We start from the raw sequence: 14,631 nt of genomic DNA on the forward strand, positions 1-14,631 counted from the left end.
CGTTGGTTTTGGTATAAAGCAATCTGAACAGATACAAATGGTTGATCACAATTTGTATCGATGACAAGATAAATGAATCCTGTTAATATTCGCGCTGTATCAGGAAATTAGCCAGTTCTTGCAGGGGTTCCTTACGAACAGACCGAACAGCAATGGCTTCCAGATGATGTAAAGCGGTTTGGAGATATTTATCTTTTAATTCTTTTGCCCAGTCATCAATATTGCAATCACGGAATATCTGTAGCACCTGTTCCACTTTATCCGGAGGGTTTTGCTGCATCAACTGAAACAGTCTGTTTTTTTGCTCAGTATTGGCAACTTCCAATGCATGCAACATCAGAAATGTTTTCTTATTCTGACGGATATCTCCACCTACATCTTTTCCAAATTTTTCCGGGTCACCAAAAGCATCTAAATAATCATCTTGTACTTGGAAAGCGATACCCAGATTCTTGCCAAACTCATACAGGTGTTTACAATTGCCTTCACTGGCACCACCAATGATGGCTCCCATTTCCAAACTGGCTGCTAATAACACAGATGTCTTCAAGCTGATCATATGAATATAATCATCCAGTGATACTGAACTACTTTGTTCAAAGTCCATATCCATTTGCTGTCCTTCGCAAACCTCTCTTGCGGTTTTATTAAAAAGATGGATGATGCGATGCAGGTATTGGGGTTGTATTTTATTCAAATAATCATAGGCTTTGATCAGCATCACATCACCTGCTAATAAAGCTGTACTCAATCCGTATTTCATGTGTACAGTTTCCATCCCCCTACGAAGGGGTGCTTCATCCATGATATCATCATGAATCAATGTGAAATTGTGAAACAATTCAATTGCAGTGGCCAGTTCAAAACTATCGGGATGGATCTCATCGAATAATTCATTTCCCATCAAACACATCACAGGTCTGATTCTTTTTCCACCCCATGATAAAAAATATTCATTGGGTTCGTATAAACTGGCCGGCTGCTGAGGAAAGTGTCTGACCGCAAAATGGTCAGCAAATTTTGTTACTAAATCTTTAAAACTGTGCATAGTACAAACCTAAATATAAAACCAAAAGTAACCTTAACTATTCCTTCCGGAATCACAGGATTATTTTTGGCACGATTTTATCTTATACAGACAAAAACACTGTTATGAAAAAGATAGTTCTGTTAACCCTTATCATTTTTGCTGCCAATGCAGCGATGTCTCAAAGTACCGGATCCACTTACAAAACAGCGTTAGGTGTAAAAGTATATCCCGGAGCCATTAGTATCAAGCATTTCACAAAAAGCAATGTGGCACTGGAAGGACTTGGATATATCTCCAATGATGGTTTTCGTTTAACGGGTTTATATGAGTACCATGGCGATTTTACCGGTGTGGAAGGATTGAAATGGTATATAGGTGGTGGTGCTCACCTTGGCGTATGGAGTGACAACTGGCGCAATCGTTATCCCACACGTAATGATGGTTTAGCCATTGGCGTGGATGGTGTATTGGGTGTTGATTACAAGATCAAAGGCGCTCCGTTGAACCTTAGCTTCGACTGGCAACCTTCCTTCAATTTTATCGGATACAACTACTTTGAAGGTGGCTGGGGAGGAATTGGGATTAGATATACTTTTTAAATAAAAAACAGAGGAATATGAAATAAGAAATCAGAAAATAAACATTACTTTCTGATTTCTTATTTCATGTTTCTTATTTCTCGGTTTTATTAAACAAGCTTTCTACAAAAGCATGTTTATTAAAAATAATCAGGTCATCAATTTTTTCTCCTACGCCGATATACTTAACAGGGATTTTAAATTGATCAGCGATTGCAAGTACAACGCCGCCTTTGGCCGTTCCATCTAATTTGGTAATAGATAATGCAGATACTTCTGTCGTAGCAGTAAATTGTTTGGCTTGCTCCAATGCATTTTGTCCGGTAGAGCCATCCAATACCAGCATCACTTCATGAGGAGCATCAGGAATTACTTTTTGGATCACACGTTTGATCTTACTGAGTTCATCCATCAGGTGCAGTTTATTGTGTAAGCGACCGGCGGTATCTATGATCACTACATCGGCATTACGCGCAACAGCACTTTTCACGGTATCAAATGCAACGGCACTGGGATCAGAACCCATGGCTTGTTTAACGATGGGCACACCTACTCTTTCACTCCAAATGGTCAATTGATCAACAGCTGCTGCACGAAAAGTATCAGCGGCACCTAAGACTACTTCCTTTCCTGCTTTTTTATAATTGTGAGCGAGTTTTCCGATGGTGGTGGTTTTACCAACGCCATTTACGCCTACTACTAATATTACATAAGGCTTTCTTCCTTCGGGGATTTCGAAATCCTGATAAGAAAGCTCAGGAGCATCCACAAGAATAGCTGCGATTTCTTCTTGTAGAATTTGATTGAGTTCAGCAGTATTCACATACTTATCTTGCTTCACTCGTTTTTCAATTCTTTCAATGATTTTGATCGTGGTATCAATTCCTACATCCGCACTTACCAGAGCTTCTTCCAAATTATCGAGCACTTCATCATCTACCGTGGTTTTTCCGGCTATTGCTTTGGTAATTTTAGAGAAAAATCCTTCTTTGGTCTTTTGTAATCCCTCATCCAGACTCTCTTTTTCTTTCTTCCCGAATAATTTATCAAACAAACCCATGATACCTTGTTTTAAGGATGCAATTAAATACAAAAAGCCTTCTCGTAAAAGAGAAAGCTTTTAATATGATAAGGTCAGAACGATTATTTCTCTGACATGAAGTCTTTTACCTTGTCTTTGTGTACAATAGCTTCTTTGAAGGTGTATGCACCTGTCTTTGGGCTACGTACCGCTCTGATTACTTTAGTCCAGTTCTTAGCTTCAGCGGCTGCTTTCTGGTCTTTTACTTTCGCGTTTTTGGAAGCTGCTTTTGCCATGATTATTTGATTTCTTTATGAACGGTTACTTTTTTCAAAATCTGATTGAACTTTTTCAGTTCCATACGCTCAGGCGTATTTTTCTTGTTTTTGGTAGTGATATAACGGCTAGTGCCTGGCAGACCAGTGGTCTTATGCTCAGTGCATTCCAAAATCACCTGTACCCTGTTACCTTTCTTTGCCATTGTATTAGGTAGTTTTTTCTTTTTGTTAATTAGATCTTAGCGCCTTGGGCTCTCATTTCTTTGATCACAGTTGCCAAACCATTCTTGTTGATGGTTCTTAAAGCATCAGTTGAAACCTTCAGGGTTACCCAACGGTCTTCCTCAGCAAAAAAGAAACGCTTCTTTTGTAAATTCGGTAAAAAACGACGCTTGGTCTTAATGTTTGAGTGTGAAACACTATTTCCTACGATCGGCTTTTTTCCAGTAACCTGACATACTCTTGCCATGACTCAATTTTTTTCGGGACGGCAAAGGTAGGGAAATGCTCCAAAATATCCATACGAATTTCTCTTTTTTTAATGAATTTGTTCACAGTTTCCGTAAAAATTTCATTTGGAAGTAATTTTTGAGGCTGGTTTTCCACATTTCCTCACCCCTCCACCCAAATTTTCAAAAAAAATTCTGTGACCTTCTGCGCCCTCAGTGGCAATAAATGCCACAGAAAGCACTGAAAATCACAGAAATAGGGATTATAATCTGATGATGTCTCCGAAGAAGACCGCATTCATGAATAGTTTGGAAGTTCCCAACCAGAAGGCTCTGAAATTGAGATTATCGACCATGGAAATTACTTTTCCCCGGCCTACTGCATCGATGTTGATAGCAGCACTTTTCTTAACCACTTCTTTATATCCACGGTACAAATACCCGCTTTGCAAAGGATTATCGGTATACATCACCGGTGAATCATATGGGTTATTATTCTGATCCATGAATAAGGTATTCGATTTAAAAATGGTTACCGACGGTTGGCGGTAACCATAGGCCAATGGATGGGTAAGATCTAATTGTGCTTCAAATAAGGAACCAGCCATATCTTTTGCACGCATTTCATCTGAACGGAGATAATAAGGCAATTGTAAAGTTGTATCTCTTTTTTCCTCCGCATTTCTGAAGATCACTTTGGTAAATCCATTGGCAGCAAGCCATTTGGTAGCATCTTCTGTAGCTACCAAGGTTCCACCAGCACTTATCCACTCTTTTAATTTATCCTGAGCAGACTTATTCAAATTGTTATAAGAACCCGAAGGCATGATAATCACGTTGTATTTATCGGCATTGATGGAATTAAAGCGATCTACATCCACAATACTCACGGGTATATTGTATCGGATATCGATCATGTGCCATATTTCTCCCACATCTGTAGCACTGGTGCCATTGCCACCAAACATCATAATTTTCGGTTGTTTTACATTGTTGAAACTGGCACTTCCCAGATCGATTCCACCAGTAGCCAAACCAGTTGGCAATGCAAATAACTCAACACCACTAATTTCAGCTTCTTTGGCGATCATAACAGCCAGTTCTTTCCCTTTTAGTACCTGTGTTGCCGCAGGTATTACAATAGTACCATATTCAAAAGATTCTTCCTTACCATCTACCATCATTTTGAATTTCTGCGTGGCTACCTTAGCCTTGATACCTTTTGCCTGTAATCCATATAATACTTTAGGCGCATTATAATCATCCCAGCGAAAAGCATAGGCAGCGGCATTCGGTAACGAATTCATAATGGGGATACTTAATGGTACTCCATTTATTACTTTAACTCCAAGCAATTGATCGTAGCTGGTTTTAACCTCTGCAGTTGGCATACCAAATGCCAGTGACATGGTCCAGGCGGTTACATCATAGAAAAGACTGTCTTTATACTCAAATGTTTTTTCAAAAACAGTTTTAATGATTTTGAATTGTTGCTGATTGGCAGGAATAACAAAGGACTTACCCGCTTTAAATTGTTTACCATCTGCCACATAATCCTGTTTAAGGCTGAAGATATCTACCTGATGGCGTAACAGCATTTCAATAAAGATTTTTGTACGGGTTCGATCATACTGATCACCAACTACAAAAGCTTTGACAGGATAAGCTGCGGATTCTTTTTCCACTTCTTTATAAAAATCACGCTGGTATTTCAACATATCCACCCGCAACTGTTTTGCAGCTTCTAAAGTAGACAGTGCTGCGGTAAACTGGTTGCGTACAGCAAATGGAAAAGTGAGCAATCCATTTTCCGTATCTTGCGCATGTCCGCGACTACTTGCTTGTTCAAAAAGAATACCTACTCCTCCGTTGATATCAGGATAAGTAGACCCTTTCCCATAATAAAAATCATCATAACCTTCTTTCGTAAAATACAAAGAGCCGATGCTATCAAAGAATTTAGCGTGATAATTTCCGATAGCAGCTGTTAATTCCTGATTCTTTGCCGGCGTATTCGGATTCACCCTTGATGGCACACCGGGTTGAAAAAAGAATGAAGCATTACTACCCATCTCATGATGGTCTGTCAAAATATTCGGCTTCCACTGATGAAACAATTGTAAGCGATTCTGACTTTCTCTATGTTGTGCGGGTAACCAATCACGGTTCAGATCAAACCAATAATGATTGAATCTTCCACCCGGCCATACTTCATTGAACTCTCTAGCTTGCGGATCAGATACCAAGGTCTGACTCTTGTGCATATTTGCCCAGGTTGCAAAACGATTCAATCCATCCGGATTAAAAGAAGGGTCTAGCAAAATCACTGTTTTGTCTAATAAAGCATCTACTTCCGGGCCTTGCGCGGCAGCTAAATAATAGGTGGTCAATAAGGAAGCATTAGAACCACTGCTCTCATTACCATGAATACTATGACCAATCCAAACAACAGCAGGCATTTCATTCAGATTCAGGTTTGCAGATTGATTGGTCTGTGTTAACTGCAGATGCTGTTGACGTATTTGTTCTAGATTTTGATGATTTTTTGGAGAAGTGATGATCAATGCCAATTGTGAACGTCCTTCATAAGTAGTACCCAATTGCTGTAAAGTCACACGATCTGAAGCAGCATCCACTGCTTTCATATAATTCACCAAACGATCATGTGTAACATGCCACTCTCCCACTTCATGACCAATTATGGAAGCGGGTGTAGGAATTGACGGATTGTACCGTACATTTTTAGGTAAGTAGTAATCTAAATTCTGAGCCTGCACACCAATAGTCAGTAGCAGGACAACAGCAAAAAGCAAGTTTCTCATAATGGCTATTTAAGTTGCCTAAGATAGGAAAAACAAAAAAGCCATTCATGAATTGAATGGCCTAATAGGTGAATACAAAAAGAAATCAGATCAATTGCATGATCATCACTTTTGGATCCACATAAACAGTATCATGATCGAAGTCCAATTTCATTCGCCACTTCTGCATGGTGACGGCACCTATGACTGCTTCTTCAGTCAAACCGGGCACCACTAAAAATTCATCACTGACCATTACTTCATTAATATAAAATTCAAGTCTCGCCACATAGGTTACTTCTATACGATGACCTTCACTGGCGGTAGTGATATACCGAGATGATGGTAATTTGTCCTTATTGGCTATACTATCGATGTGGTCAGGATGTATACAAGATAAATTAGCTCCACTATCAAAAAGAGTGTACAATGTCTGTTCTCCTTTCGAGCCAACAAATAAAAGCGGTAGTTTAATGACTGACATATAGAAAAGTTATTGTCATGCTAATGTACTATTCATCGGCATGAAAACAACCCTTCTAAAAAGATTTGCGGGAAATACGGTAAGACAATTCGCACTAGGCGAATTATGCATACATTTCTTCTCTCAATTCCTTCACACGCTTATCTTCCATGTACTCATCAAATGTCATCAAACGATCAATGATACCTTTAGGTGTTAGCTCAATGATACGATTGGCAACCGTTTGCATGAATGTATGGTCATGAGAAGTCAGCAACACGATTCCGGGGAAACTGATACAACCTTCGTTGAAGCTCTGAATACTTTCCAGATCCAAGTGGTTGGTAGGCTGATCCAATACAATTAAATTCGGATTCTGCAACATCATTCTACTTACCATACAACGTACTTTCTCTCCTCCACTCAATACATTGGTCTTCTTCATGATATCATCCCCACTAAACAACATCTTACCCAAGAATCCACGAATGAATGGCTCATCAGCATCTGTTACATGTGATGGAACAAATTGACGCAACCAATCCATCAGGTTTAACCCTTCTGTAAAAAATTCATTATTCTCTACCGGCAGGTATGCTTTTGTAATGGTGGTTCCCCACTCATACTTTCCGCCATCTGCTTGTATTTTTTCATTGATGATTTCAAAGAAACTGGTTACTGCCAATGGATCCTTACTTATAAAAGCTATCTTCTCTCCTTTATTGATACTAAAGTTCACTTTATCAAACAACACACGTCCATCTACTGCTTTTTTCAGATTCTCCACATTCAATATCTGGTTACCCACTTCACGTAAGGGCTGAAAAATGATACCCGGATATTTACGATTCGATGGTTCAATTTCTTCAATCGTTAATTTTTCCAAGGCTTTCTTTCTGGATGTAGCCTGCTTACTTTTCGATGCATTCGCAGAGAATCGAGCAATGAAGTCCAATAAAGCCTGACGCTTCTCTTCTACTTTTTTGTTCTTATCGTTGATCTGTCGACTCATCAATTGTGATGACTCGTACCAGAAAGTATAGTTACCCGTAAACACTTTGATCTTTGAGCGATCCACATCTGCAACGTGTGTACAAACTGTATCCAGAAAATGTCGGTCGTGACTCACCACCAATACAATATTCTCATAGTCGGCTAAGAAATTTTCTAACCATCCGATGGTTTCGATATCCAGACCGTTGGTAGGTTCATCCAATAAGAGGATATCAGGATTTCCAAACAATGCCTGCGCCAATAACACACGCACTTTCATGTTGGATGGGATATCTTTCATCAGACTGTTATGCATGTCGTCTTTGATTCCCAAACTACTTAATAAGGTAGCGGCATCACTTTCAGCGGTATACCCACCCATTTCACCAAATTCGGCTTCCAACTCACCGGCACGGATACCATCTTCTTCAGAAAAATCAGCTTTGGCATAAATGGCTTCACGCTCATGCATGATATCCCACATTTTTTTGTGGCCCATCAACACGGTATTGAGAACAGTGCATTCATCAAACTCAAACTGGTTTTGTTTTAAGAATGACATACGTTCACCGGGGGTAATCTCAACGGATCCTTTATTGGGTTCAATTTCTCCGCTCAATATTTTGAGAAAAGTTGATTTACCGGCTCCATTGGCACCAATTACACCATAACAATTCCCTTTTATGAAATTGATATTTACTTCATCGAACAATACCCTTTTACCATAAGCCAGGGTGATATTTCTTGCACTGATCATTGCTTGCTTTGTTTTTCAGGCGGCAAAATTACGGTGAAACAATGGATTTATCTTTGTTTTTCCTAAAGCCTTCTTAGGCAACAAAAAGGGGCTGTCATTGCTGACAACCCCTTCTATCCTATTAAAAACTGACGCTTGTTACCTCACTTTAATCAACTGTACCACTTTGCGTTGGTTACCTTGGGTAAACTCAGCATAATAAGTACCGCTCATAAAGCTTGCTCCTACCTGTACAGTGCTGTTAGCACCCAAGTTAGCCTTGCTTTCAACAGCTCTTCCTGTTGCATCTGTGATACGCATTTGAACCGGCGCATCATATTTGCTTTGCAGTTTGATAGTGAATACAGAAGCACTTGGATTTGGCATTACTGTTACTTGTAATTGAGTAGCTGATTGGGTATCCGGTTGTTTAACTGTTTCTGCTGTCAATGTAGCATTAGTATTCGTGTTAGTTATTGTTACGACTGGCACTTGAGCTGAACAACTAAAATTATTCCAGATTACGTTTTTACCTTCACTTTCTACTTCTTCGGCTATAAACAAGCCAACCATTTGTACATTATCATCACAATCTTTTTCACTATGGCTATTGTGATTACAATCTTTATGGCCATGTTTATTGTTGTTATGCTTACATGACTTAGAACTGTGTGCCTTATGGTCGCATCTATCATCATCATCATCATTACCATTACCACCACGTATTTTCAGTTTCCCATTCGGTATATAAATATTGGCTACTATCTTGGTATCATCTCCTTTTACATAGAACTTCTCTTCATCACATTTTGTATCACCCAAGTAGAATGTTATACTATGGTAATCAGGATTCACGATTACATCGTTTCCAATACTTACATTTTTACTTACTCGCACACTGGTTGGCTGTGTAAAGCGAACATAACTCATTGTGGTTTTTGAACCTTTATCAACTCTTAATTCTTCAATATTTACCACTGCAGATGTAAACCTGATGCTGGCTCCTTCTTCTACTTTAATGCTTCCAAAAATGGTTCCATTCAATGTTACATTAGCACCCTTGCGTATATTCAGATCTTTGAAGTTACCATTTAAAGTTACCGTTGTATTAGCACCCACCGTATTGCTCGGCAAGTATTTCGTTACACTGGTATTATACTGCATAGTAGGTAAACTTACTGTTGCCACACCAATAATCTGACTTAATATAGTTACACCTTTATCTTTATCAATTTCCGGCGCCTTTACAAAAGATCCAGCTCCGTTCACTTTGCTGTATTTTTTGAATTCTGCTTCACCTTTACTGCTCATAACACCCACACTTCCTGTTTGTACTTCATTATACGCCCCCAGTTTCACTTCTTTAGAAGCTAGGATGGTATAACTGTTGGTCAGGTTTTGTTTGTTGTACTGATAAGTAGCAGGGAACTCGCTGGTACATCCGTTTGCATCGGTGATAAACAGTTTGTACAATCCATCCGGATTTGTTAATCCTAAAGTTAATACCTGTGTACTACCTACTGTATTGCCATTCAGAGACCAGTTATAAGCGAATGGTCCGTTCTGATTACCAAATCCTGTAAGCGTAAACTCTTTACAGAATACATTTGGTGATGCCGCCTGGGCAGTAGGTACCGGCAAAGGATTGATCTTCACAGTGAAACTACAGTTCGATACATTACCATGAACATCTGTTACTGTATAAGTTACTGTTGATGTACCTATCAAGAATACGCCACTTGCATTGGTTCCATTTCCTGATCTTGAAGTTGCACCTGATACAACATAAGATGTACTTGCAATACCGCAATTATCAGACTGAACGAGAACTGGAATGTTATAGTTATTGTTTCCGCCAACATTTGCACAGAATACCTGATTGGTAAGACATGCTATTACTGGTTTTTCTGTATCGTTAACAGTTACTGTTTGTGTAGCTGTTGATACATTACCATGAATATCTGTTACTGTCCAGATTACAGTTGTTGTTCCAACCGGGAATGTAACTGGTGCATTATTAACTACAGATTGCACACCACAATTATCACCGGTTGATGCATTTCCAAGACTTGGTGTTGCTATACATTGTCCCTCATCATTACTCACCTGAATAGCCGCAGGAGCCGCAATGGTTGGTTTTTCTGTATCATTCACCGTTACAGTAAAGCTTCCGCTTACCTGATTTCCAGATGCATCAGTTGCTGTATAAGTAACTGTAGTATTCCCTACAGGGAACAGAGAACCTGGCGCATGTGTTGAGCTAATGGTTACACCCGGACAATTATCTGTTGCAGTTGGTGCAGTCCAGTTTACTTTGGCACCACAAACCGAAGCATCATTTGATACGCTAATGTTTGTTGGCAAATTTGAAATAACTGGTTTTTGAACATCTGTAACTACTACATCAAAACTACATGTAGATGTGTTTCCTGATTCATCAGTAGCTACAAAAGTATTGGTTGTTGTACCAACTGGGAACAAAGAGCCACTTGGCAAACCTGCTGTTTGAGTAATGGTTGCAGAAGAACCTTGATAGCTGATGATGACCTGACCATGGCCGTCATTTACACCGGTAATATTTACTTGATTGGTACCCTGATTATAAGATGTACCACCTACTACAGGTTGAGTACCTGCACCACAAAGTGTATTATCACCGCCATTACCACCGCTATAACCACCACCACCACCAGGGCCGCCGCAATTACCACCGCCACCGGCACCACCACCAAAACCTCCAGCAGTACCGAAATATCCATTGCCTCCAATTCCACCTGCACCACCATTGCCTCCATTGAGAGGAGATTTACCACCCAGACCTGGATTAGCAACAGTGCCGCCACCATTGGATAACCATCCGGCTCCGCCGCCACCACCATTGTTAATACCACAATTAAAGTTACCTCCCAGTCCGCCATTACCTGATCCACCTAAAGTAGCCAGACCCGGTTTAGCCTGTTGTGAGTTACAGGTACCAAGACCTGTTCCTCCACCGGCAGCCAACATCAATGTATTACCGGTAGTACTGTTCCAAACAAAGGAACCACCACCTCCACCGGTATTCAAAACATTCGTACTATTAATCGCATCCTCCCCATGTCCGGCTACCAGTATTTGCAATACTTGACCCGGAACCACAGTAAAGTCGCCTTGGATAGATGCACCTTTTCCACCATTTCCACCTCCACCAAATCCATTGATACTATTACCACCGCGACCTCCCAATGCTTTGATATTTATTTTTGTAACACCTGCAGGAACAGTCCAATTGATGATGGATCCTGTATAAGCGAATGTGAGACTACCTGATGGTCCAACACAATTATCAGTTGCATTCACCGCGTAGTTTACAACAGCACCACATTTATTCGGATCATTATTAACTGCTACGTTTGGCTGACAAATAATTACCGGTGGTGTTACATCTTTGACGGTTACTGTTTGTACCGCAGTTGTAACATTACCACTGGCATCGGTTACAGTCCAGGTAACATTTGTTACACCTTTTTCAAACTGTGTAGGTGCATTATTCGTTACAGTCCAGCCAGTACAATTATCTGAAACGACAGGAGTACCTAGGCTAACATTAGTTGCGATACATACACCTGCATCCGTATTCACTGTTACATTAGCGGGTGCTGTTACTACCGGTGCCAAGTCATCTACTACCGTAATAGTAGTGGAACAAGTACTGCTCGCTCCCTTGCTATCAGTAACTGTCAATACCACATTTGTCACACCTTTTGCGTAAGGTCCGGCCGGCAATACCGAATAAGTCAATGCATCACCATTAGGATCACTTGACCCATTATTGAAATCAGCTGCAACAGCTATACCCTGACAATTTGCATTTGCTGATACAGTCAGCGGCTTACAAACAGCTACAGGAGGTTGATTACAATAAGAGTTAGGATCTATTACTGATACAGTTGCTGTACAACTGCTCTGATTACCCTGAGCATCTGTTGCTGTTAATACTACATTGAAAGTATTTCCGGCATCAGCACAGCTATAAGAAGTCTGGCCACTAATAGAGAGCGTCACAGCTCCACAATTATCAAAACTACCATCGTTTATAGATGCTGCCGTTATAGAAGCAGTACCATTGGCATTGATGGCTACACTTATATTTTTACATTTAGCTACAGGAGGCACATTATCAGTAGCGCCCACTACTACCGGTGCAGATGTATTAGTACATCCAAACTGGTTGGTAACGGTTACACTATAGGAACCTGCTTGTGTAACTGTAATGGCTTGTGTTGTAGCACCATTACTCCATTGGTAAACACTACCTGCACTAGCAGTAATCACCAAAGACCCATTACAAAGTGTTGCATTACCGGAAGGTGTTGTGGTTACAACAGGTGCAGGGCTTACTGTTACAGTCACAGGACTTGAAGTACCGGAACATCCACCTGCATTGGTAACAGTTACAGAATAATTACCGGTAACTGTGGCTACATATGTTTGTGAAGCGGCTCCATTAATATCCACACCATCTTTCTGCCACTGGTAACTATCACCCAGATTTGCACTCATGGTAACTGTTTGTCCCTGACAAACGGTTGATTGACCTGCGATGATAACAGCAGCAGGTGCTACGGTTACTACAGCAGTGCAGGTTGAAACATTTCCGGCACGATCTGTTACTGTCAAGGTTACATTATTGGCTCCGATATCCGCACAAGTAAAATTCGTTTTGCTTAATGCCAATGATTGGATACCACAAGCATCGCTGGAACCATTATCTACCATCTGGGGGGTAATGGTTACAGTACCAGTGGGCGATAAAGCCACAGTAATATTTTTACAAGAAGCAATAGGTGCTGTATTGTCTACAACAGTGCTATTGTTTCTATGCACACGAAGTGTGTTGAATGAGATACCACTGGTTGCAATATCAGGAACATAATCACCATCCAGATCTCCAATCAAAATGCCACTCACTTCCGCCTGACCGGGATAGTCAACACGAGGAGCGAATGATATATTACCCTGACCTGAACTGGTATTTTTGTATACCGAAAAGACACTCACTCCGCTTGACTTGGTTACTAGATCAACATTGCCATCTCCATCTGCATCACCCACACCCAAACGATAGTTTGCATTAGTGCTTGTGAGATTAACAGTTGGTGCAAATGAGATCGTACCGGGTACCGATGTATTTCTGAAAACAGATGTTGTACCTCCATTGTGGTTATTGGTTACAAAATCTATTTTATTGTCTTTATCAAAATCACCTAAGAATAAACGATAAGGATAAGAAGAATTGGTTGGAAAAGAAACTGCTGAAGCAAAGGAGAAGGTAGTAGAACCCGGCACAGTTGTATTTCTCAATGCTGTTACACTATTATCGCTAGGACAACTGGTTCCAACATCAGGTCTGCCATCACCGTCTACATCGGCAATAGCTACCCCTGTTAAATAAAAGGTATTACTGAAAATCTGTGCAGTTGCAAAACTAATACTTCCGGTCGTAGATGTATTACGTAATGCTCCAATATTGGGGCCTGAACCATATACAAGATCCATTTTTCCATCACCATTGATATCACCTGTTGCCAGTTGGTAACTACTGCTTGCAGGAATATCAACAGGAGTTGCAAAGCTAAGTGTTCCGGGAACGCTCGTATTTCTGTAAATACGTATACCATTGATACCATTATCGACTACTGCAATATCTATCTTCCCATCACCATCGAAATCTCCGGTTGATATACAACGAGTAGCTCCCTGGAAAACAAGATCAAACTTTGGCGCGAAATTAAAAGAACCTGGATTGCTCTGGTTGCGCATAACAGATACTCTGTTCGCCGTAAAACCACAAACAAGTAAATCAGGTTTCCCATCCAAATCAATATCTTGAGAGATCATTTGGTAACCTCCACTTACATTGGCAGAATAAGAAACTGTGCTATAGGTGGTGGAGTTGATACTGGTACCACAAAAAATTCCATTAAAAGATAATGGGGAAGCACCCACTAAGCCACATGCATTACGAACCGTAATAGGTCCGTATGTAGCACCAACAGGTACCCTCACTTCAAGTACCCCAAACGATGCCGAGATTACTTGAGCCTGTGTTGCCCCAAAAAACACTTGGTTGTTTGCAGGAATAGGATCAAAATTTGATCCATTGATGGTCACCACACTACCAATAAACCCCGTTATTGGGGAAAAGCTATTGATGGTAGGTTTATTACATACCTGTGCCTGCAACAAAGTAGTGCAGGACATGAGTATGACCGTTAGTAATAGTAATATTTTTTTCATGTA

The 14,631-nt window shown here is 40.3% G+C and carries 10 protein-coding genes; 1 reads left to right on the forward strand and 9 read right to left on the reverse strand.

All coding sequences use genetic code 11. The annotated features are described in order from the left end of the window. Positions 1-82: 82 nt before the first annotated feature. Complete coding sequence (locus ACTIEV_RS09290) at positions 83-1,048, reverse strand: polyprenyl synthetase family protein (RefSeq protein ID WP_322194932.1); 966 nt, start codon at positions 1,046-1,048, stop codon at positions 83-85. A 104-nt stretch (positions 1,049-1,152) separates the two neighbouring features. Between ACTIEV_RS09290 and ACTIEV_RS09295 the strand changes: the two genes are divergently transcribed. Continuing rightward, positions 1,153-1,629 carry a hypothetical protein gene (locus tag ACTIEV_RS09295; protein WP_322194930.1) on the forward strand — a complete coding sequence of 159 codons (477 nt, stop codon included), beginning with the start codon at positions 1,153-1,155 and terminating at the stop codon, positions 1,627-1,629. A gap of 73 nt (positions 1,630-1,702) precedes the next feature. Here ACTIEV_RS09295 and ftsY read toward each other — a convergent pair whose 3' ends face one another. The 8 genes from ftsY to ACTIEV_RS09335 form a co-directional block, all read right to left on the reverse strand. Continuing rightward, on the reverse strand, positions 1,703-2,668 hold the full coding sequence (ftsY, locus tag ACTIEV_RS09300) for a signal recognition particle-docking protein FtsY (RefSeq protein WP_322194928.1): 966 nt from the start codon (positions 2,666-2,668) through the stop codon (positions 1,703-1,705). Positions 2,669-2,751: 83 nt separating this feature from the next. Further along, positions 2,752-2,925 carry a DUF4295 domain-containing protein gene (locus tag ACTIEV_RS09305; RefSeq protein WP_178889157.1) on the reverse strand — a complete coding sequence of 58 codons (174 nt, stop codon included), beginning with the start codon at positions 2,923-2,925 and terminating at the stop codon, positions 2,752-2,754. Positions 2,926-2,927: 2 nt separating this feature from the next. Then, on the reverse strand, positions 2,928-3,110 hold the full coding sequence (gene rpmG / locus ACTIEV_RS09310; protein ID WP_322194925.1) for a 50S ribosomal protein L33: 183 nt from the start codon (positions 3,108-3,110) through the stop codon (positions 2,928-2,930). Positions 3,111-3,139: 29 nt separating this feature from the next. Continuing rightward, positions 3,140-3,376 carry a 50S ribosomal protein L28 gene (rpmB, locus tag ACTIEV_RS09315; protein WP_178889158.1) on the reverse strand — a complete coding sequence of 79 codons (237 nt, stop codon included), beginning with the start codon at positions 3,374-3,376 and terminating at the stop codon, positions 3,140-3,142. Positions 3,377-3,619: 243 nt separating this feature from the next. Then, the gene (locus ACTIEV_RS09320; RefSeq protein ID WP_439516377.1) at positions 3,620-6,178 is read right to left on the reverse strand and encodes a M14 family metallopeptidase; all 2,559 of its coding nucleotides are present in this window, start codon (positions 6,176-6,178) and stop codon (positions 3,620-3,622) included. A gap of 85 nt (positions 6,179-6,263) precedes the next feature. Continuing rightward, the gene (locus tag ACTIEV_RS09325; RefSeq protein ID WP_322194389.1) at positions 6,264-6,641 is read right to left on the reverse strand and encodes a hypothetical protein; all 378 of its coding nucleotides are present in this window, start codon (positions 6,639-6,641) and stop codon (positions 6,264-6,266) included. 103 nt (positions 6,642-6,744) lie between these two features. Continuing rightward, entirely contained in the window at positions 6,745-8,370 is a 1,626-nt protein-coding gene (locus tag ACTIEV_RS09330) for an ABC-F family ATP-binding cassette domain-containing protein (RefSeq protein ID WP_322194391.1), read from the reverse strand. 138 nt (positions 8,371-8,508) lie between these two features. Then, the gene (locus ACTIEV_RS09335) at positions 8,509-14,628 is read right to left on the reverse strand and encodes an HYR domain-containing protein (protein WP_439516378.1); all 6,120 of its coding nucleotides are present in this window, start codon (positions 14,626-14,628) and stop codon (positions 8,509-8,511) included. Between the last annotated feature and the right edge of the window lie 3 nt (positions 14,629-14,631).

It is taken from the genome of Sediminibacterium sp., from assembly GCF_051861365.1.
Lineage (GTDB): Bacteria > Bacteroidota > Bacteroidia > Chitinophagales > Chitinophagaceae > Sediminibacterium.

Excerpts from the sequence above, each read along its gene's own strand:
- ftsY (WP_322194928.1), bottom strand. The coding sequence starts at position 2,668 with ATGGGTTTGTTTGATAAATTATTCGGGAAGAAAGAAAAAGAGAGTCTG.
- ACTIEV_RS09330 (WP_322194391.1), bottom strand. The coding sequence starts at position 8,370 with ATGATCAGTGCAAGAAATATCACCCTGGCTTATGGTAAAAGGGTATTG.
- ACTIEV_RS09335 (WP_439516378.1), bottom strand. The coding sequence starts at position 14,628 with ATGAAAAAAATATTACTATTACTAACGGTCATACTCATGTCCTGCACT.
- ACTIEV_RS09320 (WP_439516377.1), bottom strand. The coding sequence starts at position 6,178 with ATGAGAAACTTGCTTTTTGCTGTTGTCCTGCTACTGACTATTGGTGTG.
- ACTIEV_RS09295 (WP_322194930.1), top strand. The coding sequence starts at position 1,153 with ATGAAAAAGATAGTTCTGTTAACCCTTATCATTTTTGCTGCCAATGCA.
- ACTIEV_RS09305 (WP_178889157.1), bottom strand. The coding sequence starts at position 2,925 with ATGGCAAAAGCAGCTTCCAAAAACGCGAAAGTAAAAGACCAGAAAGCA.
- rpmG (WP_322194925.1), bottom strand. The coding sequence starts at position 3,110 with ATGGCAAAGAAAGGTAACAGGGTACAGGTGATTTTGGAATGCACTGAG.
- ACTIEV_RS09290 (WP_322194932.1), bottom strand. The coding sequence starts at position 1,048 with ATGCACAGTTTTAAAGATTTAGTAACAAAATTTGCTGACCATTTTGCG.
- rpmB (WP_178889158.1), bottom strand. The coding sequence starts at position 3,376 with ATGGCAAGAGTATGTCAGGTTACTGGAAAAAAGCCGATCGTAGGAAAT.
- ACTIEV_RS09325 (WP_322194389.1), bottom strand. The coding sequence starts at position 6,641 with ATGTCAGTCATTAAACTACCGCTTTTATTTGTTGGCTCGAAAGGAGAA.